This is a genomic window from Amycolatopsis ponsaeliensis (assembly GCF_030182635.1).
GTDB classification, from domain to species: domain Bacteria; phylum Actinomycetota; class Actinomycetes; order Mycobacteriales; family Pseudonocardiaceae; genus Amycolatopsis; species Amycolatopsis ponsaeliensis.
In genome coordinates this window covers 1-23,032 of the sequence record NZ_JAPZLD010000023.1, presented here as the reverse complement: position 1 = coordinate 23,032, position 23,032 = coordinate 1, and the positions used below count along the sequence as shown (strand labels likewise).

Sequence of the window (23,032 nt, the reverse complement as noted above, 5' to 3'; positions counted from 1 at the left end):
GCTCCGCTCCCTGAGCGCACTTTCACGTGAAAGTGCGCTCAGGCAGTACGGGGCGAGGTCGTCTCCGTCCACTTGCGCAGCCGCGGCGGGACGCGCTTTTCCAGGCCGTAGTTCTCCAGGTGGGCGGAGAAGACCTCGTCGAACGCCTTCTGCACCGTCTCGGTGTCCCACACCGGGCGCTCGAGGATCGGCTGCTTGAGGAACGGCTGGCCCATGACGTGCAGCTGCGGGCCGTTGCAGCGGATCATCTGGCCGGTGATGCCGTGCGAGCCCTCGCCGAGCAGGAACAGCACGACCGGCGCGATCCGCGACGGCGTGCGGTCCGGCGGGCAGGCGCGCAGCGAGCGCTCGGACTTCCACACCATCCGCGTGTGCGCCAGCGGGCAGAGGGCGTTGACGCGGATGCCCTGCTCTTCGAGGTCGAGCGCCCACGAGTAGGTCAGCGACGCGACCGCGCCCTTGCTCGCCGCGTACACGCCGAGCTTGCGCTGCCCGAGCGAGGCACCCGAGGAGATGTTGACGATCGAGCCACCGGTGCCGGCGCCGACCATCGCCTTGATCGCGGCCAGGCCGGTGTTCACCACGCCCATGACGTTGACCCCGACGAGCTCGCGCGCCTGCTCGGCGTCGTCCTCCCAGGGCAGCGCCTCGTAGTTCAGGCCGGCGTTGTTGACCAGCCCGTCGATCCCGCCGAACTCCTTGACGCACAGGTCGACGATCTCCTGCGCCTCCCCGGCCTCGGCGACGCTGTGCCCGCTGGCCACGGCCTGGCCGCCGTGGTCCCGGATGTTCCGCGCCGTCCGCTCGGCGAGCTCGACGTCGATGTCGTTGACGACCACCGACCCGCCCTCGCGCGCGACGTGCACCGCGAACGCCTCGCCCAGGCCACGGCCGGCGCCGGTCACCACGACCGCCTTGCCCTGCATCAACCCGTCCATCGTCTTCTCCCCGCTCTGCGGCGCGCCGGCGGCGGCGCGGTCCGTCCACCCCGGCCGGCTCTGGGTCCAGTCTTGGCCCATTCGGTCCAGTGGGGCATGGCCACGACGACGAGCGGCCGCCGCTCTGCGCCGAGCGAATCCGGTTCGATCAGTCCGGAGGTACCCGCGCGCCGGTCACGGCCAACCGCGGCGCCTGTCGAGCGGGCGTAACCCGATCGGCTCCGAACCGGATGGTCGTGCGCGTTCCGGGGACACCGCCGCGTAATCGGCGGCATACTGTCAGTGCTTCCGGGTGGTCAGCCGTGACTCCCCCGGATGGGGTCGTCACTGGCGAGGCACAATGCGACGGTCCATATTCACTCGATCGGGGGACGGTGGTTACGAGGTGACGACGCGCGCGACCCCCCGGCTCCGGGCCGTCCTGGCCAACCGGGAGTTCCGCGCGCTGTGGTTCGCCGAAACGCAGTCGATGCTCGGCGACCAGCTGACCATCGTCGCGCTGGCCATCCTGATCTTCGACCGGACCGGGTCGCCCCTGCTTTCGGCCGTCGTCTACTCGCTGACGTTCCTGCCCGCGCTCGCCGGCGGGCTCGGGTTGTCCCAGCTCGCGGACCGTTTCCCGCGCCGCGCGGTGCTGGTGACCGGCTCGCTGGCGCAGGCCGTGCTGATCGGGCTGATGGCCGTGCCCGGGATGCCGATGGGCTGGCTGTTCGTCCTCTTCGTCTTCGCCCGGCTGGCGAACGCGCCGGGCAACGCGGCGCAGAACGCGCTCGGCCGGGAGATCTTCACCGACGACGACGTCTACCTGCAGAGCCAGGACCTGCGCGGGATCACGAACAACACGGCGATGCTGGCCGGCCTCGCCGCCGGCGGCCTGCTGGTCACCGGGATCGGCACGTCGTGGGCGCTGGCGATCGACGCGGCGACGTTCCTGGTCGCCGCCGTCGCCGTGCGGCTGGCGGTGCTGCGGCGACCGGCCGCGGGGGACGGCGGCGCCCCCTGGTTCGGCGCCGTCCGGCAGGTTTTCGGCGACGAACGGCTCCGCGTGCTGCTCTACCTGTCGTGGCTCGTCGGCCTCGCGGTGATCCCGGAGGGTCTCGCCGCGCCGCTCGCCGCACAGCTGGGCGTGGGCGAGGCGGCGGTGGGCTGGCTGCTGGCGGCCGATCCGCTGGGCTTCGTCGTCGGGACGTTCCTGCTTTCGCGGTTCGTCTCGACGGAGCACCGGCGCCGGCTGCTCGGGGTGCTGGCCGCGCTGCCGCTGGCCGCGCTCGCGGCGTTCGCGCTGCAGCCGAACCTGGCGTTCGCGCTGATCCTGCTCGCGCTGGCCGGTGCGACGGGTGCGTACGTCATCACGGTCTCGGCCACGTTCATCACGTGGGTGCCCAACGACATCCGGGGCAGCGCCGGCGGGCTCTACCGGACCGGGCTGCGGGTGGCCCAGGGCGTGGGCGTCGGCATCGGCGGGCTGGTGGCCCAGTGGGCCGGATCTGCGAACACGACGATCGCGCTCGCGGGGGCGGTGGGGCTGCTGCTGGCCGTCCCGGTCGCGCTGTCGTGGCGCCGGGTCGGCGGCGGGGAACCGGAGTCACCGCCGTCATGAGCGGGGAACGGGATCTCCCGGGCGGGCCGGATCACCAGTCACGGTTGGCCATCGGGTGCCACCTCTCCGTGCGGGCAAGATCATGAATGGCATTCGCGGACGTCGTGGGCGACAATTCGCGGGTGGTTCAGAAGTCGCGGTTGCTCATGGGGCCACCTCCGTGCGGGGAGAGTCTCGCAGAACCTTTTGCGCCGTGTTCCCGGCAGTTCCTCCGGGGACCCGGCAGGTCTGTTGCTGTGGGATGGTACCCGGCCGGGGAATGCGTGAACACTCTGCCAGGTACCGATGAGATTACTCAAGGCGGCAAGCGGGCCGGAAAGGAGGTGACCAATTGCATCCAGGACCGGACGGCGCCCCGGACGAGCAGGCCTCGGCGCGGGCTCACCCCGGCGAGACCGTCGCCCCGGGCGTGGCGGAACAGGGTGTGACCACGGACGGGCCGTCGACCACGACCGGTGGTCCGCTCGCGACCGCCCGCAGCGGTCACCCGTACCGGCCGCGCAACTGGGCCCTGTGGCGGCGCCGGCCGGTGCAGGTCGCGTTCATGCTCGCGGCCGAAGCCGTCGCGGTCGTGATTCTCGCCGTCGCTTTCGCGCGCTCGCCGATTCCGTCCGGAAACGACTGGATCAATTTCGCGATTCTGGCGGCGGGTGCCACGGTGCACATTCAGCTGACCCAGCGCCAGGAAGAACGGCGGCGCAACCGGACGAAAACGGTGCTGATCGACCTCACCGCCGTCTGGACGTTTTCCGCCGCGATGATCCTGCCGGTTCCGCTCATTCTGTTCGTCATCGCGGTGATCCGGGCGCAGCACTGGTTCATCGCCCGGCGGCCGGCCCACAACTTCGTTTTCTCGTCGATCACGCACGGCCTCGCGGGCACGCTCGCGCACGTCACGTACACGTCGCTCGGGCCGCACCTGCCGGGCCCGCCGGACTGGAGCGGCTTCCTCCGCGAGTTCGGGACGATCGTGCTCACCGGGGCCATCTACGAGGCGATCCAGATCGCGTTCGTGGGCGGGGTCCTGCTGCTCGGATCCCCCGCCGGCCGCACGGTTCGTAACGTCCTCGGCAGCCCCGCCGACAACACGCTCGAAGCGATCACCATCGGCCTGGGCGCGGTGACCGCGATCCTGCTCGCCACCGTGCCGCCGATGGTGGCGGTGATGGCCGTGGTCACCGTGGTCTTCAATCGCCTCGCGGAACTCGAGCAGCTCCAGAACGACGTCCGGACGGACCCGAAAACCGGGATTCTCAACATGCGCGGCTGGTCGGAGTCGGCCGAGCGAGCGCTGGAACGGACCGCTCGATCGGGTGATCAACTGGCGCTGCTGATGGTCGATCTCGATCACTTCAAGTGGATTAACGACACCTTTGGTCATCCGGCGGGCGACGACGTGCTCCGGACGGTTGCGCAAACCCTCGACGAAGTGACTCGGCCGAGCGACTTGGTCGGCCGTTTCGGCGGCGAGGAATTCCTCATTCTGCTCCCGGACATCGACGAAGACTCGACCTGGGACGCGGCCGAGCGGATCCGGGTGGCGATCGCCAAGCTGCACATAGTGACCACGGACAAACGCGGCGACCCGGCCACGATCGCCGACCGGACCACGTCGATCGGAGTGGCCCGCCACCCCCGCCACGGCGACACGCTGGAGAGGCTGCTGCAGTCGGCGGACGCGGCGGTGTACTTGGCGAAGGAGAACGGCCGCGACCAGGTGTGTTTCGCCCCGGACACCCCGGATGGCGGACTCCCGGCTTCGGCGGCTTCGTGAGGTGACGCCGGCACGCGGCAGGGCGCGGAGGTAGCGAGCGGAACTCCGGCTGAGGGTGGCCGCGGCCGATCACCCCCGGCCAGCCCACTCGCCCCGCTCGTCTCGCTAGGCGCGGCGGCCGCCGGAAGGAACCGTGTGGGCCGGTCATGCCCCCAACCGGACCGTGAGCGCCAACTTCACCAGCACCTCCGCGGAAGTCCCAGGCGCCGCCGGATCGAGCCTCAAACGCTCCCCGCGATACCCCGCCGACTCCAACCGCAACACCCGCGCCCCAGCCGCCAGCCGGGGATGGCACCAATGGCGGACCATCCCGGTACCGTCCGGATCCTTCGCCAAAATGAGGTACTCGTGCCCGAGGTCGTCGGAGACCCGCCCCAGGCCGTTCCACCACAGCGCCTGCAAGGCCAGGCTCCCGCCGTCGCGCACCAGCTCCACCGGCGGATCGGCCCGGATGCCGACCCGGAAACCCCGCTCACCGACGCGCACCGAGCGGACCTCGAGGAAGCCACTCCCGGCCGGGCTCCGCCGCGGCAGCACCTCGCGGCCACCCTCGCCGAGCTCCGGTCGCGGCAGCAACGCCGCCACCACCAGCTCCGCCGCCCGGTGGCCGTCTTCACCGTCCGGGACCGGCGGCACCCCGCCCAGCTCGGCCGCGAGCAGCCGGGCCCCCACGACCTCAGCCCAGCCCAGCGCCGCCGCCCGCAGGCCCGGTTCCGCTCTCAGCCTGCCGAGCAGCGCGCCACGCCGCCGTCCGCTGAACCGGGCCGCCCGGACCAGCCGGGCCGCCTCCGGACCTCGGACCTCCGGGCCGAACACCCCCGTCATCGCCCGGTCGAGCGCCCGCAGCTGCGCGGCCAGCACCACCCGCACGACCGCCGCGGGACAACGGACGGCCAGCTCCGCGGGCGAACACTCACGCAACGCCCGGGCCAGCACCGCCAGCTCGGGCGAGACCGGCCGCAACGCCGCACCCGGAGCCAGCCGCCGCAACGCGCACACCGTGTTTTCCACGGGCGCCGGACGCCGGCCGGGATCCGTCGAGCCCACTGCACGCCCTCCTGGTCCGCCGCACCCCCGCAGCCGATTCTCGCCGCCGCACGCCCGTCGCGGAACGTAAGAAGGGGCAGCCCCGCGCGCCACCCGATCGGGCAGCGGGATCCCGGGGGTTAGCCCCGTGTCGCCGCCGTGGCGGGGCTGGCACCCTTGAGTCCATGCCAGCCCCGACCGAGCCGTCTCGTGTCCGCCGACCCTGGTCGACGTCCGGCTGGCTGCTGCTGGTCCTGCTCGTCGTGTTCGCCTTCGGCCTGATCGCCTCGCGCCCGCCGTCCCCGCCGGACCAGGGGCCGCCCACCGGGGACGTGCTCGCCGCGCAGAACGCCATCGAGGCGCTGGTCCACCCCGGCCCGCACCCGGACGCGCTCGCGCGGCTGCCGAAGGACTTCACCGCGCTCAGCGGCGTCACCCCCGGCGCGATGCCGGCCCGCGACGGCACGGTCCGCGCCGTCCACGTCGACGGCGGCTGCTCGACGCCGTGGGGCGACGACAACACGAAGTGGGACTACGCCGTGCCGTGCAAGGCCCACGACCTCGGCTACGACCTGCTGCGCTACGCCGACCGCAAGGGCCACCCGCTCGACCCGGAGGTCCGCGAAGCCCTCGACAACCAGCTCTCCTACGACATGCACCACGCCTGCGACCTCAACCCGATGGACTCCGCGGGCACCTGCCGGGTCGTCGCGTCCTTCTACTCGGCCGGCCTGGTCGTCAACTCGTGGCACCAGCGCTGGGGCCCGCCGGTCGGCGACCCGATCGGCCCCATGGTCGCCGGCGTGCTCGTCATCGCCTGCCTGCTGGTGGTCCGGCTGCGCGGCTGGCTGCGCGCCCGCCGCGAGCCGCGGGTCCCGGCGCCCGCCACCGTCGCGGCGCCGGTCGGCCGGTGGGCGCTGCTCGGCGCCGGCGCGGTCGTCCTCCTGCTCGTCGGCGAGTCGGTGACGGCGCTCGCGCACTGGGCCGGGGCACCTGAGAAGTCGCTCTGGCCGCTGACCTGGCTCGCCCAGCTCGCCCCGCTGATCTTCTTCGCCGGCGGCCACGCCAACGCGGCCGGCTGGCGCACCGAACAGGACCACGGCGGCGGCTACCGCCACTACCTGGCCGAACGCGCCAGCCCGCTGCTGCGCCCGGCGTTGATCTTCGCGGTCGTCGCCCTCCTGACGCCGCTCGCGCTCGAGCTCCTCGGCATCCCGGCCGGGACCAACGCGACGGTCATGCGGATCGCCTTGCACCCGCTGTGGCTGCTCGGCGTCTACCTGCTGACGATCGTCTGCGCGCCCCCGCTGCTGGCCCTGCACCGCCGCGCCCCGGTGAGCGCGGCGGCCGGGCTGCTGGCGTTGGTCGTCGCAGGCGAAGTCGCCGCCGACATGACCGGCTCGCCGCTGCCCCGCTTCGCCGCGACGTTCGCTCTCGCGCTCCTCGCCCAGCAGCTCGCCTTCGCGCACGCTGACGGCGTACGCCCGTCACGACGGCTGCTCGCCGCGGCCGCCGCGACCGGTGTCGCGGGCCTCGCCGTGGCGAGTGTCCTGCGGGACGGGCCGCCCGTCCTGCTCGGCAGCCCGGGCGCCCCGGCGGCGTTCTCGGCGCCGCCGTGGGGTGTGCTGCTGCTCGGCCTGGTCCAGCTCGGCGTGCTCGGGCTCCTGGCCGGCCCGCTCGGCAGGCTCGGCGACCGGCCGCGCGTCGCCGCCGCGTGCCGGTTCGTCGTGCGCGCGCCGATGAGCCTCTACCTGGCGTTCCTCGCCGCGATGCTGCTGCTCGTCGCCGTCGTCTACCTCCCCGGCCGGATCGCCGACGGGCTGAGCTGGCTGATCCGGCCGCGCACCCTGGTCGCGGTCGGGCTGCTCGCCGTGCCCGCGACGCTGGTGTTCTGGTGGTTCGAACGGCACGGCCACCACGGGAGCCGGCCCCGCGCGGCCGAGCTCCCCGGCCGCCGGACGGTGCTGCTGACCAGGGCCGCGGCCGGGTTCGGCATCGGCTACGCGACGCTCGGCGTGTTCGGCTTCGCGCTGACCCGCTTCGGCGGGGTGGCCGCCGACGCCGACCTGCTGGGCCTGCGGCTCGACCCGATCCAGAGCCTGGTGCACCTGCTGCTCGGGGTGTTCCTGCTGCACACGATCCGGCTCGGGGCCGGCGCGGCGACCGGCACCTGGCTCACCACGGCGCTGGCCTGCGCACCCTCGCTCCTGTTCGCCGACGGCGGCGGCACGTCGGAGCTCCTCGGCGTCACGCTCCACGCGGCGACGGCCGGGTTCGCCCTGCTCGCGACGGCGGGCACCCTGTTGCCGGCCCGTAGGCCGGCGAACGCGACGTCCTGACCAGGCGAAACCGGCGGACCTGCGGGAAACTGGGTGGTGCGTGACACATTCACAGGGGGATGTGTAACGCTACGGCAACCCGGGGGAGGCACCATGCGTCCCATCCCTTGGCAGTACGGATCGAAGCAGTGAGGAGTCGCCCGCGTGGATCACCCGCCTCGGAACGGGCAAGGCGACCGCCGCCCCGCCCGGCCTCGGCAGGACGAGCCAGGCCGGCGTACCCCGCCACCGCGCCGCCCGGCGCCCCGCCGCGAGCCGGTGGACGCGCGCCGCACCGCACCGCCGTCCCGCCGTCCTGAAGCGCGCCCGGCCCCGCGGGCCCGCCGCAACTCCTTCCGCGGCGCGAAGATCGCGCTGGCCGTCGTGTCCCTGCTGGTGATGGGCCTGACCGGGTACGCGTGGGCCGCCATGCAGGGCCTGGTCAACGGGCTGAACTACGCGAACGTGATCAGTGACGGCGGCGGGGGCGACAAGCCCGCCGACGGCGCCCGCGACATCCTGCTCGTCGGCCTCGACAGCCGGACCGACGCCCAGGGCAACCCGCTCTCGCGCGAGGTGCTCGACGAGCTGCGCGCCGGCGACTCCGACGGCGAGCTCAACACCGACTCGCTGATCTTCGTGCACATCCCGAACGACGGCAGCAAGGCCGTCGCGATGTCGCTGCCGCGCGACTCCTACGTCGACATCCCCGGCTACGGCAAGCACAAGATCAACTCCGCCTACGCCCGCGCGATGCTGCAGGCCCGCAAGGACCTGCAGAAGCAGGGCATCACCGACCCGAAGGAGCTCGACGTCAAGGCCAACCAGGCCGGGGCGAAGGAGCTCATCGAGACCATCGAGAAGCTCACCGGGTCCACCATCGACAACTACGCCGCGGTCAACCTGCTCGGCTTCAGCGACATCACGAAGGCCATCGGCGGCGTCGACGTCTGCCTCAACAACAACGTCAAGGACCAGTACTCCGGCGCGGACTTCACCAAGGGCCAGCACACGATCTCCGGCGTCCAGGCGCTCGAGTTCGTCCGGCAGCGCCACGGCCTGCCCAACGGCGACCTCGACCGGGTCGTCCGCCAGCAGGTGTTCATGGCCGGCATGGCCCGCAAGGTGCTCTCGGCCGGCACGCTGACCAACCCCGGCAAGCTGTCCGACCTGATCGACGCCATCAAGAAGTCGGTCGTGCTCAACCAGAACTGGGACATCTTCGGGTTCGCCCAGCAGATGAAGGGCCTGACCGGCGGCCAGCTCCAGTTCCGCACCATCCCGGTGAAGAACGTCGAGTACAAGACCCCCGAAGACGGCGTCGCCATCCAGGTCGACCCGGCCGAGGTGAAGCAGTTCGTCCAGAGCCTCGCCGGGCCGCAGCCGGGCCAGACGGCGCCGCCTGCCGAGCAGGCCGACCCCGCGAACAAGGCGACCACGGTCGACGTCCGCAACGCCTCCGGCAAGACGGGCCTGGCCGCGAGCGTCGCCAAGACCCTCGAAGGCAAGGGCTTCACCTCCGGCGACACGGCGAACGCGACCTCGCGCAAGACGACGGTCATCTGGGTGCCCAAGGGCGGCAAGGACAAGGGCCAGGCCGTCGCCGACGCGCTCGGCGGCTCGCCGACGGTCCAGGAGGACAAGAGCGTCAAGGCGGGCCACGTGATGGTGTTCCTCGGCTCGGACTACGAGGGCACGACCTCCGACGCGGGCGCCGGGTCCGGCGCGGCCGCGGGTTCGTCGTCGCAGGCGGCCGCCCCGCCGCCGGCCGCCGACGAGGACAAGCCGATCACCGCCGAAGGCGTTCCCTGCGTCAACTGAGCCGCCCGGTCCCGACCGTCCATCAGGGACACTGAGACTGTTTTTGGTGCCTGCAAAGTGCAATTTGCAGACGTGGTCACCTGCCGTTAACCCGATCGGCCTAACTCGCGCAATCGGTATCAAAGACATGCCCGGAATCGCGTAAGGGCCGGGCTCCTGCGCACTTACATACGGGAGAGGGTGCACCTGCACGGGAATGTCATCACCACCGTGCGGGTGCCGTGGGAGAGCACGGCAGGGGACATTGATGTGCTGATCGACGCTGAGGACTATCAGCGGATTCTCGGAGACGAGCTCCGCAAGCTCAGGCGCAGCCGCGGGTGGACGCGCAAGGAGCTGAACCAGCACCTGCAGAGCGAGATCTCGCTGCAGACGCTGGCCACCTACGAACTGGGCACCAGACAGTGTTCCGTGGTGCGCCTGGTCGAGCTGTGCGTCGCGATGGACGAGCTGCCCCAGGACCTGCTGGCCAAGGTGCACCGCCGGGTGTTCGTCGACGAGCCCGGCCGGGTCCGCGTCGACCTGCGCAAGGTCGTCGCCGACGCTTGCCCCGAGCTGCTGCCGCTGCGCCGCTGGGCCGAGGACCGGCTGCGCCAGGCCGGCGAGCACGGGGCCGCCGAGGTCGCCCTCGACCTGCCCGCCCTGGAGCGCATGGCCGAACTGTGCGGGCTGCCGACCGTGGACCTGATCGGCCGCCTCCGCCGGTACGTCTCCCGCTGATCCCCGCGGTCCCCACCGGCCTCCTCCGCCGGTGGGGACCCACCGGGATGCCATGAAGGGCACCCTCATGGCTCTTGGGCTCCCGGCTCGGCAAACGTCTTGAATGAGTCATTCAGGACCTCGCGCGCCCTGAATGACTCATTCAAGACACCGCCAGCCTGCGCGCTCTGCCCGGGAGCGGCTGAGCCGGGCCCGCTCTCGCCCGCGACCCGGGTCAGCCGACCAGGAAGTCCTCGCGCCGCACCTTCCGCGTGTCCAGCCAGTACCGCCAGGTGAAGCCCGGCCAGATCGTCCGGTTGACGCCCTTCGCGTCCAGGTACCAGCTCTTGCAGCCCCCGCGCGTCCAAATGCCCTTCGCCAGCTTGCGCTGGATGGCGACGTTGAACCGCTCCTGCACCTCGGGCTTCGGCTCGATGGCCTTCCCTCGGGCCAGCCGCAGCGCCTCGGCGACGTAGGAGATCTGCGCCTCGATCATGAACACGACGGAGTTGTGCCCGAGGCCGGTGTTCGGACCCAGCAGGAAGAACAGGTTCGGGAAGCCGGCGACGGTGATCCCGAGGTGCGTCCGCATCCCCTCGGTCGCCCATTCCTTGCCCAGGTTGCGCCCGTCGCGCCCGACGATCTCCAGGTCGTCGAAGGCGTCGGTGACGTGGAAGCCGGTGCCGTAGACGATGACGTCGGCCTCGTGCTCGACGCCCGCGGCGTCGACGACGCTGTGCTCGCGGACCTCCTTGACGCCGTCGGTGACGACGTCGACGTTGTCCCGGGCCAGCGCCGGGTAGTAGTCGTTGGAGATGAGCACGCGCTTGCAGCCCATGGTGTAGTCCGGGGTGACCTTGCGCCGCAGCGCCGGGTCGGTGATCGCGCGGTCGATGTTGCGCTTGGCCAGGCGCTGCCCGAGCTTCATCACCCACGACTGGCCGTTGAAGCCGATCGCACGCGCTTCGAGCAGCCAGTAGAGCAGGTTCCGGTAGGCGCGCTGGGCCGGCGGGAACGCCTTGAACAGGGCACGCGTGCGCCCGGACATCTCGTGGTCGGCCTTCGGCATGATCCACGGCGGCGTGCGCTGGAACAGCGTCAGCTCCCCCGCCTCCGGCGCGATCTTCGGCACGAACTGGACCGCGCTGGCGCCGGTGCCGATGACTGCGACCTTCTTGCCCTTCAGGTCGACATCGTGGCGCCACCGCGCCGAGTGGAACGCCGGGCCGGCGAAGTTCTCGATCCCCGGCAGCTCCGGGACCTGCGGCAGGTGCAGCGCCCCGACCCCGGCGACCAGCGCGCCCGCCACGAACTCGTCGCCGCCCCTCGTGGCGACGTGCCAGCGGTTCTCGTCGGCGTCCCAGCGGGCGCCGGTCATCTCCTGGCCGAAGCGGACGAACTTCCGCAGGTCGTGCTTGTCGGCGACCTCGCGCATGTACCGCCAGATCTCCGGCTGCGGCGAGTACGCCCGCGACCAGCCCGGGTTCTGCTCGAAGGAGAACGAGTACATGTGCGACGGGATGTCGCAGGCACATCCGGGGTAGCTGTTGTCCCGCCACGTGCCGCCGACGTCGTGCGCCTTTTCGAGGATGACGAAGTCGTCGCGACCCTCCTTGCGCAGCTGGATCGCCATGCCGAGACCGGAGAACCCGGTCCCGACGATGACGACCCCGGTCTCCGTGCGGTTGCCCATCGCGCCTCCTGGTTGCCTGTTACTCGTCGTCCAGCTTACTCAGAGTAGGTTACTACCGGTAGAGTGTCGCCCGTGACCACCGCGAAGCGCAAGCGCATGCCCCGGGCCGAGCGGATGCGGCAGATGGTCGAGGTCGCCGAGCAGGTGTTTTCGGCGCGCGGCTACGCGGCCGCGTCCATGGACGAGATCGCCGAACTGGTGGGCGTCTCGAAGCCGATGCTCTACGAGTACTTCAACTCGAAGGAAGGCCTCCTCCTGGCCTGCATCCGCGAGTCGCGATCAGTCCTGCGCGAGGTCACCGAGCAGGCCACGGTCGGCGCGGAGACCGCCGAGGACGCACTGCGCCGCGGCCTGCGGGCCTTCTTCGTCTTCATCCGGGAACGGCGCGAGGCGTGGTCACTCCTGCGACACGAAATGGCGCTGATCGGCACGCCGGCCGCCGACGAAGTCGAGGAGACCCGGCGCCAGCAGACCGACCTGATCGCCGCCCTGATGAGCGGCCACTTCGACAGCGGCGACGACCTACGGGCCGAAGCGGCCGCGGAATTCGTGGTCGGAGCCTGCGAACGGCTCGCAATCTGGTGCGAGCGACACGATGAGGTGAGCCCCGAAATGGCCACCGAATACGCCATGGACGTGCTGTGGAGCGGCCTCCGGCACCGTGCACGGTAACCTGCGCGTGCATTAGGCCATTCGGTCGTTACTCAGCGCTGTCGTGTCGTGTGACACACAGTTGCTCTACGGTACTCAAGACACGGTAGAAAGTGTGCTGGACCTTCACGGCCGAGAGGGGGCGCGGCAGCGCGGTTCCGAAAAGCAGCGTCATGGAATCGCGACGACCGCGTCACGGTTGTGTAGGCATGGAGAGGGGCGTGAGACAGATGGTGGAAGCAGTCACGGCGACATACGTCCAGGAGGACGCCGACTGGGCGATCACGGTCAGCGGCCGCGGCAAGGAGCTGACCGCCCGCGCACCCGGCATCATCGCCGCGCGGGACCGAGCCGACCAGCTCGTCGAGGAACTCGGCGGCGAAGGCAGGAACACCGTCGTGCACCTGCTCAACGGCAGCGCGCTCGACTTCACCCAGACATACATGACCGCCCGGCTGACACTCCCGAAGCAGGCACCACTCGAGGTCCCGCCGCCCGGCAGCGTGCCGAAGCAGCAGACCACCGAGAAGGCCCCGGACACCGCTCCGGCGCCGGCCCCGCCCGCCGCCGAGAAGAAGCCCGCGCTGCCCCCGAGCAAACAGCTCCCCAAAGCAGTCGAGGAGAGCAAACCGGCCGCCGAGCCGGCCCCAGCCGCCGAGAAAGCGGCCGAGGCCCGCGCCTAGCGCTACTTCAGCAGCTTGCGCACCAACAGGACGAGCACGAGGATGCCCCCGCCGATCAGCGGGTACTTGACCTTCGGATTGTCCAACTTGGCACGCAGGCCATCCTTCGCCGACTCCGCCAGCTTCTTCGGGTCGGCCTTGACGGTCAGCTGATCGAGCGTCGCGGCCAAGGCCGTCCTGGCCTGCTCGATCTCACGCTCGATCGTCTCGGGATCGCGGGCCACGTGTCCTCCTCGCCGCAGGGACTTCCACAACCCAACTTAGTCGACCGCCCCACCGCCGCCGCACCGGCCACGCCGCACGCTACGCTTCCGGATGCTGAGGGCCCGTAGCCCAATTGGCAGAGGCACACGGTTTAGGTCCGTGCCAGTGAGAGTTCGAGTCTCTCCGGGCCCACTCGCATCAGTCCTGCTCGGCGCTTCGCGCCTCCGCCGGACTTCTTGCTTCGTCGTCTCTTCTGGGGGTGCAACCCCCAGACCCCGCCCGGCGGGCTCCGCCCCCGGACCCCCGTCGGGGTCAACTTTTGTTCGTCGGCTGCCAGTTTTCGTAGGCGTAGGACTTCAGCGTGCGGGGTCTTTTGCCCGTCAGGTGCTCGAAGTCGTTCGTTAGTGGGCTGAATACTCCTGCTCGGACCAGGCTGAACAGGTGCAGCATGTGGTTTACCCAGGCCTCGGGGCGGCCTGACCTTGCGAAGTGGTTGCGGTGCTCTTCCTCTGTTGCGTCTATGTGGTGGATTGGGCGGCCTGATGCTTCTGCCAAGACCTCTGCTACCTCGGTGAATGTCAGGTTCTCTGGGCCCGTGATCGTGTAGCTGCCGCCCTCGTGGCCTTCTTCGGTCAGGACCTTGACCGCCGCGTCTGCCAGGTCGCGGGTGTCCGTGAAACCGACCCTCGTCTTGCCGCTGCCCGCGTAGAGCTCGTTGTTCTCGCGTAGTGCCTTTGCGAAGACCCACTCGTCCTCGTTGAAGTTCTGCAAGAACCAGCTTGGGCGCAGGATTGTCCACCTCCTGCCTGAGTTCTGTACTGCCAGCTCCACCGCTCGGCGGGGTGCTTGGTCCGGTGTTCGGTCGACGCCTACCGCTGACATCAGGACCACGTGGCTCACCTGCGGGATCGTGGCCAGGAAGCTTGTGATGATTGCCGCTGCCTTGTCGTCGCTGTCCAGGCCCTTGAGGAACACCGCCTCCGCGTTGCCCACCGCTGGTGCCCATGTCTTCTTGTCGTACCAGTCGAACCGCACCGGGGTTGCTGAGCCGGTTGGCTTGCCTGGGTGGCGGCTTGCTGCCCGGATCGGTACCTCTGCCGCCGTCAGTGCCTCTGCTACACGGCGGCCGGCCTTGCCTGTTGCTCCTTCGATCCACACTGTCATTTCTTCAAGTTAGGGATGGTTGACGAGACGGTGAATGGCTCAAACGCGCGTTGTGTTGTCCCAGCGTCTCGGTAGGGTGGGCCTGTGGATGTGCTTGCGGATGTCCTTGGCGCTCTGCGGGCCGGTATGCCCGTTGCCGCTCATACCGAGGCCTTTGCTCCTTGGGGGCTGCGGTTCGATCACACCACCGGTGCCGCCTTTCACGTTGTGCTGGCCGGTACCTCCTGGCTGACTCCGCTGGCTGGGGGTCCCTCGTTCGAGCCGGTTGAGCTCGGGGCGGGTGATGTTGTCCTGCTCGGTCGTGGGGTTCCGCATGCCATGACCTCTGCGCCTGGTACTGCTCTGGTCGACTTTCGGCCTGCGCGTCCTTCGCCCGCCACGCCCTTCGGGCGCGTCTCGCTTCCTGGTTCTGGCGCCCGCTCGACCATTGTCTGCGGGGCTTATCGGTTGCGGCGGCATCGGCCGCATCCGCTCCTGCGGGACCTGCCTGAGGTCGTGCATCTGCCCGCCGTGCCGGGGCGGCATCCCGGGCTGCGTGCGATGGTTCAGCTCCTCGGCGACGAGATCGATGCGCGTCCGCCCGGGGCCGCTGTGGTGGCGCCCTCGCTCGTCGATGCCCTGCTCGTCTACATGCTCCGTGCCTGGCTGAGCGAGACCGCCGGGGCGCCTGGGTGGTCGGGTGCGCTCGCCGATCCCGTGACCGCCCGGGCGCTTGCCGCCATCCACGGTGAGCCGGCCCGGGCCTGGACCGTCGAGCAGCTCGGGGCCGCCGCCGGGCTGTCGCGGGCCGCCTTCGCCCGGCGGTTCACCAGCCTGGTCGGCGAGCCGCCGCTGACCTACCTCACTCGGTGGCGGATGACGACCGCCGCGCGGCTGCTTCGCGACACCGACAAGCCGCTGGCGCAAGTGGCCACGGCCGTCGGCTATGGGTCGGCGTTCGCCTTCGCCAAAGCCTTCCGGCGCGAGTACGCGACGACTCCTGGTGGCTACCGCGGCGCCACGCTCAGCTGAGTTCGACCTCGATGTGCGGTGCCAGCGCGCGCAGGAAGTCGGCCGCGTCGAAGATCTCCCCCGCCGTCGCGACGCCCTTCGCCGTCGTCCGTCCACTCAGGATCCGGTCCACCGCTTCGACGGCGAGCGGCGCGCTGACCGCGTAGATGTCCTGCCCGCGGGCGATGGCCCGGCGCTCTTCGCCGCCGGCACGCACCACGACGTCGACCACGAAGCTCTCGGCCGAGTCGCGCTCGGCGGCCGCCGTCAGGCCTTTCACCGCATCGACCGTCATGTACGACGTCACGGACGGAACCGCCAGGTGACGCGGGATCGTCACGATGTCGGCCATCGAGAACTCGCCGAGCACCGGCCGGACGCCGAGCGGCTCGGGGAACGTCCACTCCAGCGTCGGCAGGGCGTCGTCGCGGTGCTCCAGCCGGCCGCCCGCGAACCGGATGCGCTTGCTGCCCCGGCGTTCCCGGGACACGCGCCCCGCCGCGAGGGTTCCGGGCGTCGGGTGCCAGCCGCTCAGCCCGTACGCGACGTGGATCTCCTCGGCCGCCGTCCAGCCGCCCATCGCCGCGGTGGCCAGCAGGTCGCCCAGGCCGCCGAAGAACGCCATCGCGGGCACCACCACGGTGTCCACGTCCAGCGCGAAGGTGTCGAGGTTGGCTTCGATCTCGGCCGCGACGTCCACGTACGGGACGCCGGCGCGGGCCGCGGCCTCGATCACCGGGATGGCCGTCTCCGCGAACGGGCCCGCGCAGTTGATCACGGCCGCGACGCCGTCCAGCGCGCGGTCGAGCGACGCCGGGTCGTCGACCGACGCCGGCCGTCCGCCCGGCAGCCGGGCCGCGTCGCGGCCGGACAGGATGGGTTCGAAGCCGCGTCTGCGCAGCTCAGCCACGACGAAACGCCCTGTGTGCCCGTAGGCGCCGTACACCAGTACCGAAGTCATGAAGCCATCCTCGCGACGGTTTCGCGCCGGCGACAGTGTCCGGAACGACGTGATGCGTACACTTTCGGACATGCACGCAGTCGCGCTGGCCGCCACCGACGGGATGCTGTCGTTCGAGCTGACGATCGCGTCCGAGGTCTTCGGCGAGGATCCGCGGTACGACTTCGCCGTGTGCGGCGCCGGCCCGGTGCGGGTCGGCCGGTTCCTCCTGGAACCCGACGACGGGCTCGACCGGCTGGCGCGCGCGGGCACTGTGCTCGTGCCCGGCTGGGCCGACGTCGACGCGGACCCACCGGCCGACCTGGTCGAAGCGGTGCAGGCGGCCCACGCGGCCGGTGCGCGGGTGGCGTCCCTCTGCACGGGCGCGTTCGTGCTGGCCGCGGCCGGTCTGCTGGACGGCCTCCGCGCGACGACGCACTGGGCGCACACCGGCGTCCTCGCCGCCCGGTTCCCGCAGGTCACGGTGGACCCGGACGTGCTGTACGTGGACAACGGCAGCGTGCTGACGTCGGCGGGCAAGGCCGCGGCGATGGACCTGTGCCTGCACCTGGTCCGCGCCGACCACGGCCCGGCGGCGGCCAACGCGGTCGCCCGCCGCCTGGTGGTGCCGCCGCACCGGGCGGGCGGCCAGGCCCAGTACGTGTCGGCCCCGGTCCCCGCCCGCGACGACCACCCGCTCGCCGCCCTGCTCCCGTGGATCACGGCCCGGCTCGACCAGCCGCTGACGGTGGAGGACCTGGCCCGCCAGGCGAAGGTCAGCACCCGCCACCTGACCCGCCACTTCCACGCGGCGACGGGCACGACCCCGCTGCAGTGGCTGCTGGTCCAGCGGATCCGCCGCGCGCAGGACCTGTTGGAGCGGACGGACTCGGGGATCGACACGATCGCGGCGGCGGTCGGCATGGGCACGGCGACCACGTTGCGCAGGCACTTCAACCGGACGGTCGGCGTGCCCCCGGATACCTATCGGCGCACCTTCCGCGGTTAGGGTTCGCCATGCAGTCGTACGGGTTCGTGGGCACCGGCGAGCTCACCGCCGCCATCGTCGAAGGCCTCAGCGCGGACGTCGCCGAGCCGCCCGCCGTCTTCCTCTCGCCGCGCAACCACGACATCGCGCACGATCTCGCCGCGCGGTTCCCGAACGCCGAGGTCTGCCGCGGCAACCAGGAAGTGCTCGACAACGCGACCACCGTCGTCGTCGCCGTGCGCCCGCAGGTCGCCCGGGATGTCCTGGCGGAACTGGCTTTCCGCCCCGAACACGTCGTCGTGAGCGCGGTCGCCGGTGTCCACCTCGACCGGCTCGCGGCCTGGGTCGCCCCGGCCACGCGGATCGTCCGGTCCATTCCGCTGCCGACCGCGAGCCGCCGGGCCAGCCGGACCGCGATGTACCCCGGCGACGCCTCCGCGCGGGCGCTCTTCGAGAGCGTCGGTGACGTCGTCGTCCCCGCGGACGAAGCGACCCTCGACACCTTCAGCGCCGCGACCGCCACCTTCGCCGCGCACCTCGGGCAGCTCGCCGCCATCGCGGGCTGGATGGCCGGGCACGGCGTCGACCCGGCGGACGCCGACGCCTACATCGCCCACGTCTACGGCGAACTCGGCCGCACCCTCGCCCGCCACGACGGGACCCTCGAGGAGCTCGCCGCCAAGCACATGACGCCCGGCGGCATCAACGAGCAGTTCCGGGCCACCCTGCGGGACATCCCCACCGAGCGCGGCCTCGACGAGGTCCTCGCCCGCCTCGAAGGTCAGTAGCGCACGTCGCTCTGCAGCAGCGGCGGGTACACAGTGGACGGTTCGCCGTCGACCGTCGTGCCCGCGAACTGGAGCATCGCGCGCTGGGCGCCGTGCATCGGGGCCGGGTAGTCCAGCGTCGGGGCCGAAACCTCGTCCAGGCGCGCGAGGTCCGACGCCGAGAGCGTCACGTCCAGGCCGGCCAGGTTTCCGGTCAGGTGCTCCAGCCGCCGGGCGCCGACGATCGGGACCACCGTGCCGGGTCGCGCCCGCAGCCACGCCAGGGAAACCGCCGCCGAAGTCGTCTCCAGCGCCGAAGCGATCGAGGCGACGACGTCGATGACGGCGTACTCCTCGTCGGAAGGTCCGCCCACGAAGGCCGCGCGGGCCGAGTCCGGCGTGGCGGCGTCACGCCGGTACTTGCCCGACAGGAAGCCGTTCTTCAGCGGGCTCCACGGCGTCAGCGCGATGCCCTGGTCGAGCGCGAACGGCGCCAGCTCCCCCTCCACCGTCCGCGCCAGCAGCGAGTACTCGACCTGCAGCGCGACCAGCGGCGTCCAGCCCCGCAGCAGCGCCGTCGTCTGGGCCTGCGCCGTGACCCACGCCGGGGTGTTCGAGAAGCCGACGTACCGGATCTTGCCCGCGCGCACGAGGTCGTCGAGGGTGCGCAGGGTCTCCTCGATCGGTGTGTGGCGGTCCCAGTTGTGCAGCCAGTACAGGTCGAGGTGGTCGGTCCGCAGCCGCCGCAGGGACTCGTCGAGCTGGGCGATGATCGACGCGCGGCCCGCGCCGCCGCCGTTGGGGTCGCCCGGGTGCATGTTGCCGAAGAACTTCGACGCGAGCACCACGTGCGAACGCAGGCCCGGCCGCGCCGCGAAGAAGTCGCCGAGGATCTTCTCCGAGTGGCCGTTCGTGTAGAAGTTGGCCGTGTCGACGAAGTTCCCGCCGCCGTCGAGGTAGGTCTGCAGGATCTTCTCGGACTCCTCGACGCCGCAGCCGGCGCCGCCGGGGTCCTCGCCGAAGGTCATCGCGCCGAGCGCGAACGGGCTGACGCGCAGCCCGGAGCGGCCGAGGGTGACGTAGTGGTCGAGTGGCATGGAACTCTCCTCAGGTGTCGGATTGACCACCACCAGGAAACCGCGGAACCCCAGCTCGACGGTAGATCGATCGACGCTACCTCTTGCACGATCCTCCCGACTTCGATTGTCACGGGCAAACCGCTGTGCTTTTCTTGAGAAGTGCTGACCGAGCTCCGCGACCTCGTCGCCACCCACGTACGCGCCGACCTGCGCACGCCGATCCCGGGCCTGCTGCTGTCCGAAGTGGACACCAGCGAGCCGCACCACTCGCTGGCCGAGCCGCTCCTGGTCGTGATGGCCCAGGGCGGCAAGCGCCTGCTGCTCGGCGAGCAGGTGCACGAGTACCGCGCCGGGCAGTACCTGCTGGTCAGCACCGATCTGCCGGTGACCGGCCACTTCGTCGGCGCGACGCCGGAGACGCCCGCGCTGGGCGTGGGACTGGCCCTGCGGCCCGCGGCCATCGCCCCGCTGCTGCTCGAAGCCCCGCCCGGCCGGTTCTCGCGCACGCCGCCGGCGTCGCCGATCGCGACCGGCGACGCGAGCCCCGAGCTGCTCGACGCCGTCGTCCGGCTGGTGCGGCTGCTCGCTCACCCCGCCGACGCGCGCGTGCTCGCGCCGCTGATCGAGCGGGAGATCCTCTGGCGGCTGCTGACCGGCCCGCACGGCGGCCTGGTCCGGCAGATCGGCCTGGCGGACAGCGGGCTGGCCCACGTCGGCCGGGCGATCCGGTGGATCCGCGAGAACCACGCCGAGCCGATGCGGGTCGACGAGCTCGCGAAGCTGAGCGGGATGAGCCCGTCGGCGTTCCACCGGCACTTCCGCGCGGTCACGGCGATGAGCCCGCTGCAGTTCCAGAAGCGCATCCGCCTGCAGGAGGCCCGCTCGCTGCTGCTGGCCGACGCGGGCGACATCGCGGGCGTCGGGCACCTCGTCGGCTACGACAGCCCGTCGCAGTTCAACCGCGAGTACCGCCGCCTGTTCGGCGCCCCGCCCGGCCAGGACGCGGCGCGGCTGCGTGCGGCCGCCGCCCCCGCCGGGCCACGGCTGCCGTGAGGTCCGATCCGTTCAAGACCCGCGGCCGCGGCGGTGCGACGCTGGGCGCATGGCTGTGAACCTTTCCGCGGCGGCGTCGTTCATGGCGACGCACGCCCGGCTCCTCGACCGACGCCGCTTCGAGCTGCTCAGCGGCGCGACGAACGCCGACGCCGTGCTGGCCGCCGTCGACGGCTACCGCAATCCCGACGGGGGCTACGGCTGGGGCCTCGAGCCCGACCTGCGAGCGCCGGAGAGCCAGCCCGGTGGCGCCCTCCACGCCTTCGAGGTGTTCGAAGAGACCGGGCCCACCCCGCACGCGGCCCTGCTCTGCGACTGGCTGGCCTCGGTGTCCACACCGGACGGCGGCCTGCCCTTCGCCCTGCCCGTGGCGGACCCGGCGGGCTGCGCGCCCTTCTGGGTCCAGGCCGACCCGGCGGTGGCCACGCTGCAGAGCACGGCGTTCGCCACCGGCGTCGCCCTGCGCGTCGCCCGCACCGACCAGGCGGTGCGCGAACACCCGTGGCTCGCCGCGGCGACGGAGTACTGCTTCCGCGAGATCCGCGCCCTCACCGAGGCGCCGCACGCGATCGCGCTGTCCTTCGCGGTGGGCGCCGTGGACGCGGCCCACGACTTCCACGCGGAGGCGGCCCCGCTCCTGGACCGGCTGGCCGCGTACGTCTCGCCCGACGGCCTCGTCCCGGTGGCCGGCGGTTCGGACGGGGAAACGTTGCGGGCACTGGACTTCGCGCCGCTGCCGGACCGCCCGGCCCGCGCGTTGTTCAAGGACGCCGTGATCGACGCGGAGCTGCGGCGGCTCGCCGACGGGCAGCAGGACGACGGCGGCTGGCGGGTCGACTACGCCAGTTATTCGCCCGCGGCGGAGCTCGAATGGCGTGGCTACGCGACCGTCCGCGCGGTCTCGATCCTGCAGCGCAACGGAGTGCGCTGAAGATCTACACGAGCGACGTCGTCGTTCACTCGCCCGTGGCACGTTGTGTCACGGGCGGTGAGCGGTCACGCGCCTTTCCGTGTGCGCTGCCGTACCCGTACTGTGACGGGGAAGCCGGTGCCCGGAGGTGAAGCATGTCGTCGCGCAACCCGTTGAGCTGGTTCACCCGCTGGGCCGACTGGTTCGAGGAGCGCGGCGTCTACGTGCCCGGCGAGGAGAGCCGCGCGGTCGACCCGATCCGGGATTTCGGCTGGTTGATGGCGTCGTGGGTGGTCGGCGTGGCGATCTTCATCCTGCTGTTCGCCCTCGCGGTTTAAGTGGCATATCGACGGTGATTGTCACCACCCGTGCCTTTCCGGTCACGGATTGGCCACGGCGCGGCACCAGGTGCGCGACAACCCCCCGTGTCCGCTCGTAACCACGCGCGATCACGGCCAGAGTGGAGCGGGTTCGCCCGGCACGCCCCGTTGCCGAACGGCACCCCCGACCCGCCGACTGGAGTACCCGCGATGGCGCTCGCGCGCACGTGCAAGATCATGTTCACCACAGGACTGCTTTCCCTGGCGGTGGCGTGCGGGGTCCCTTCGGCGCAGGAGGGCACCGCGGCCCTAGGGGCGGGCGGCGGGCAGGCGGGCGCCAGCGCGGCGCAGGCGGGCAACGACCTCAAGTTCGGCGCCGACCACCGGTTCGCCAGCGGCGTCACCATCTCGGTCGGCTCACCGGAGTCGTTCAAGCCCAGCGCCTCGGCGTACCCACGCGGCCCGCGCGGCGCGGCGTTCGACGTGGAGCTGACGAACGACGGCGCGACGACGTACAAGCTCTCGGGCCTCACCGTCACCGCCACCGCGGCGGGTGCCCCGGTCAAGCAGGTCGTGGACACGACCCAGGGGTTCACCGGCATCGCCGACGCGGGCAAGGACGTCCCGCCCGGCCGCACGGTGCACGTCACCCTCGCGTTCGCGGTACCGCAGGAGCCGACGCAGCTGCGGCTGCAGATCCGCCCGAGCGCGACCGAGGCCGCCGCCGTCACCTACTGCGGTCCGGCCTGACGTTAGGCTCGGTCCATGACCGAGCGACTTTCCCCCGGCGACGAAGCCCCGGACTTCACCCTGCCCGACAGCGAGGGCAAGGACGTCTCGCTGCGCGACTTCCGCGGCAAGTCCGTCGTCGTGTACTTCTACCCGGCGGCGAGCACCCCGGGCTGCACCAAGCAGGCCTGCGACTTCCGCGACAACCTCGCCGAGCTGAACGACGCGGGCTACCAGGTGATCGGCATTTCGCCGGACAAGCAGGCGAAGCTCGCGAAGTTCGTCGAGAACGAGAAGCTGACGTTCCCGATGCTGGGCGACCCCGACAAAGGCGTCATCGAGGCGTGGGGCGCGTACGGCGAGAAGAAGAACTACGGCAAGACGTATATGGGTGTGATCCGCTCGACGTTCGTCGTCGACGCCGAGGGCAAGATCGCCCACGCCTTCTACAACGTCCGCGCGACCGGGCACGTGGCGAAGCTGATCCGCGACCTCGGCGTCGCCTCCTGATCGGTAGCGATCCACAGTAGACAGACACACCTCGGGCAACGCGAGTCGTGAGTGAGAAACAGTGGTAACTAGTCAGGTGGTTGCGGGGCTGGTTGGAAGCCAGGGGTTTCCGGTGATGGCGTCGCGGAGTGCGGTGATGACGTTGAGGCCGTTCTTGCCGACGGTGGAGACGTAG

General features: G+C 71.3%; 22 protein-coding genes and 1 tRNA gene. 16 read left to right on the top strand and 7 right to left on the bottom strand.

Features of this window, described 5'->3' with window-relative positions; all coding sequences use genetic code 11:
• Positions 1-38: 38 nt before the first annotated feature.
• The gene (locus QQ657_RS30585; protein ID WP_284745852.1) at positions 39-938 is read right to left on the bottom strand and encodes an SDR family NAD(P)-dependent oxidoreductase; all 900 of its coding nucleotides are present in this window, start codon (positions 936-938) and stop codon (positions 39-41) included.
• Between the two features lie 340 nt (positions 939-1,278).
• Here QQ657_RS30585 and QQ657_RS30580 point away from each other — a divergent pair, with 340 nt between their 5' ends.
• Positions 1,279-2,538 (top strand): MFS transporter, encoded by a 1,260-nt coding sequence (locus QQ657_RS30580; protein ID WP_434056797.1) that lies wholly within the window; start codon positions 1,279-1,281, stop codon positions 2,536-2,538.
• Positions 2,539-2,869: 331 nt separating this feature from the next.
• On the top strand, positions 2,870-4,312 hold the full coding sequence (locus tag QQ657_RS30575) for a sensor domain-containing diguanylate cyclase (protein WP_284745726.1): 1,443 nt from the start codon (positions 2,870-2,872) through the stop codon (positions 4,310-4,312).
• A gap of 144 nt (positions 4,313-4,456) precedes the next feature.
• Here the strand turns inward: QQ657_RS30575 and QQ657_RS30570 are convergent, their stop codons facing one another.
• Positions 4,457-5,359: a hypothetical protein gene (locus QQ657_RS30570; protein ID WP_284745725.1), complete on the bottom strand. Its 903-nt coding sequence runs from the start codon at positions 5,357-5,359 to the stop codon at positions 4,457-4,459.
• A 164-nt stretch (positions 5,360-5,523) separates the two neighbouring features.
• Here QQ657_RS30570 and QQ657_RS30565 point away from each other — a divergent pair, with 164 nt between their 5' ends.
• The 3 genes from QQ657_RS30565 to QQ657_RS30555 all read left to right on the top strand — a co-directional run bounded on the left by QQ657_RS30565 (position 5,524) and on the right by QQ657_RS30555 (position 10,197).
• On the top strand, positions 5,524-7,677 hold the full coding sequence (locus QQ657_RS30565) for a phospholipase A2 (protein WP_284745724.1): 2,154 nt from the start codon (positions 5,524-5,526) through the stop codon (positions 7,675-7,677).
• 144 nt (positions 7,678-7,821) lie between these two features.
• Positions 7,822-9,477, top strand: a complete 1,656-nt coding sequence (locus QQ657_RS30560) for an LCP family protein (protein ID WP_434056796.1) — start codon at positions 7,822-7,824, stop codon at positions 9,475-9,477.
• A gap of 249 nt (positions 9,478-9,726) precedes the next feature.
• Positions 9,727-10,197 carry a helix-turn-helix domain-containing protein gene (locus QQ657_RS30555; protein ID WP_284745723.1) on the top strand — a complete coding sequence of 157 codons (471 nt, stop codon included), beginning with the start codon at positions 9,727-9,729 and terminating at the stop codon, positions 10,195-10,197.
• A gap of 214 nt (positions 10,198-10,411) precedes the next feature.
• On the opposite strand, the gene QQ657_RS30550 is transcribed toward QQ657_RS30555, so the two are convergent.
• A complete protein-coding gene (locus QQ657_RS30550; RefSeq protein WP_284745722.1) occupies positions 10,412-11,869 on the bottom strand; it encodes a flavin-containing monooxygenase in 1,458 nt (485 codons plus the stop codon).
• 72 nt (positions 11,870-11,941) lie between these two features.
• Here QQ657_RS30550 and QQ657_RS30545 point away from each other — a divergent pair, with 72 nt between their 5' ends.
• Positions 11,942-12,541, top strand: a complete 600-nt coding sequence (locus QQ657_RS30545) for a TetR/AcrR family transcriptional regulator (RefSeq protein WP_284745721.1) — start codon at positions 11,942-11,944, stop codon at positions 12,539-12,541.
• 209 nt (positions 12,542-12,750) lie between these two features.
• A complete protein-coding gene (locus QQ657_RS30540; RefSeq protein ID WP_284745850.1) occupies positions 12,751-13,203 on the top strand; it encodes a hypothetical protein in 453 nt (150 codons plus the stop codon).
• 2 nt (positions 13,204-13,205) lie between these two features.
• Here the strand turns inward: QQ657_RS30540 and QQ657_RS30535 are convergent, their stop codons facing one another.
• Positions 13,206-13,427 carry a DUF3618 domain-containing protein gene (locus tag QQ657_RS30535; protein ID WP_284745720.1) on the bottom strand — a complete coding sequence of 74 codons (222 nt, stop codon included), beginning with the start codon at positions 13,425-13,427 and terminating at the stop codon, positions 13,206-13,208.
• Between the two features lie 98 nt (positions 13,428-13,525).
• Between QQ657_RS30535 and QQ657_RS30530 the strand changes: the two genes are divergently transcribed.
• Positions 13,526-13,599 (top strand) — tRNA-Leu (locus QQ657_RS30530).
• Between the two features lie 120 nt (positions 13,600-13,719).
• Here QQ657_RS30530 and QQ657_RS30525 read toward each other — a convergent pair.
• Positions 13,720-14,571, bottom strand: a complete 852-nt coding sequence (locus QQ657_RS30525; protein ID WP_284745719.1) for an NAD(P)H-binding protein — start codon at positions 14,569-14,571, stop codon at positions 13,720-13,722.
• 84 nt (positions 14,572-14,655) lie between these two features.
• On the opposite strand from QQ657_RS30525, the gene QQ657_RS30520 reads away from it, so the two are divergent.
• The gene (locus tag QQ657_RS30520; RefSeq protein WP_350310711.1) at positions 14,656-15,582 is read left to right on the top strand and encodes an AraC family transcriptional regulator; all 927 of its coding nucleotides are present in this window, start codon (positions 14,656-14,658) and stop codon (positions 15,580-15,582) included.
• Here the strand turns inward: QQ657_RS30520 and QQ657_RS30515 are convergent.
• Complete coding sequence (locus QQ657_RS30515; RefSeq protein WP_284745718.1) at positions 15,575-16,522, bottom strand: saccharopine dehydrogenase NADP-binding domain-containing protein; 948 nt, start codon at positions 16,520-16,522, stop codon at positions 15,575-15,577. The two genes, QQ657_RS30520 and QQ657_RS30515, sit on opposite strands and share 8 nt — an antisense overlap.
• Positions 16,523-16,592: 70 nt before the next feature.
• Here QQ657_RS30515 and QQ657_RS30510 point away from each other — a divergent pair, with 70 nt between their 5' ends.
• Both QQ657_RS30510 and QQ657_RS30505 read left to right on the top strand, forming a co-directional pair.
• Positions 16,593-17,510 carry a helix-turn-helix domain-containing protein gene (locus QQ657_RS30510; protein WP_284745717.1) on the top strand — a complete coding sequence of 306 codons (918 nt, stop codon included), beginning with the start codon at positions 16,593-16,595 and terminating at the stop codon, positions 17,508-17,510.
• 8 nt (positions 17,511-17,518) lie between these two features.
• Positions 17,519-18,277, top strand: a complete 759-nt coding sequence (locus QQ657_RS30505; protein ID WP_284745716.1) for an NAD(P)-binding domain-containing protein — start codon at positions 17,519-17,521, stop codon at positions 18,275-18,277.
• Here QQ657_RS30505 and QQ657_RS30500 read toward each other — a convergent pair.
• Entirely contained in the window at positions 18,271-19,353 is a 1,083-nt protein-coding gene (locus tag QQ657_RS30500) for an aldo/keto reductase (protein ID WP_284745715.1), read from the bottom strand. The genes QQ657_RS30505 and QQ657_RS30500 overlap by 7 nt on opposite strands.
• A 141-nt stretch (positions 19,354-19,494) precedes the next feature.
• Between QQ657_RS30500 and QQ657_RS30495 the strand changes: the two genes are divergently transcribed.
• From QQ657_RS30495 to bcp, 5 genes are all read left to right on the top strand, one after another.
• A complete protein-coding gene (locus tag QQ657_RS30495) occupies positions 19,495-20,388 on the top strand; it encodes an AraC family transcriptional regulator (protein WP_284745714.1) in 894 nt (297 codons plus the stop codon).
• Positions 20,389-20,437: 49 nt separating this feature from the next.
• Positions 20,438-21,319: a hypothetical protein gene (locus QQ657_RS30490; protein ID WP_284745713.1), complete on the top strand. Its 882-nt coding sequence runs from the start codon at positions 20,438-20,440 to the stop codon at positions 21,317-21,319.
• 134 nt (positions 21,320-21,453) lie between these two features.
• Positions 21,454-21,636 (top strand): hypothetical protein, encoded by a 183-nt coding sequence (locus QQ657_RS30485; RefSeq protein WP_284745712.1) that lies wholly within the window; start codon positions 21,454-21,456, stop codon positions 21,634-21,636.
• 192 nt (positions 21,637-21,828) lie between these two features.
• Positions 21,829-22,368, top strand: a complete 540-nt coding sequence (locus tag QQ657_RS30480) for a hypothetical protein (protein WP_284745711.1) — start codon at positions 21,829-21,831, stop codon at positions 22,366-22,368.
• A gap of 15 nt (positions 22,369-22,383) precedes the next feature.
• Positions 22,384-22,857 carry a thioredoxin-dependent thiol peroxidase gene (gene bcp, locus QQ657_RS30475; RefSeq protein WP_284745710.1) on the top strand — a complete coding sequence of 158 codons (474 nt, stop codon included), beginning with the start codon at positions 22,384-22,386 and terminating at the stop codon, positions 22,855-22,857.
• Positions 22,858-23,032 lie beyond the last annotated feature (175 nt).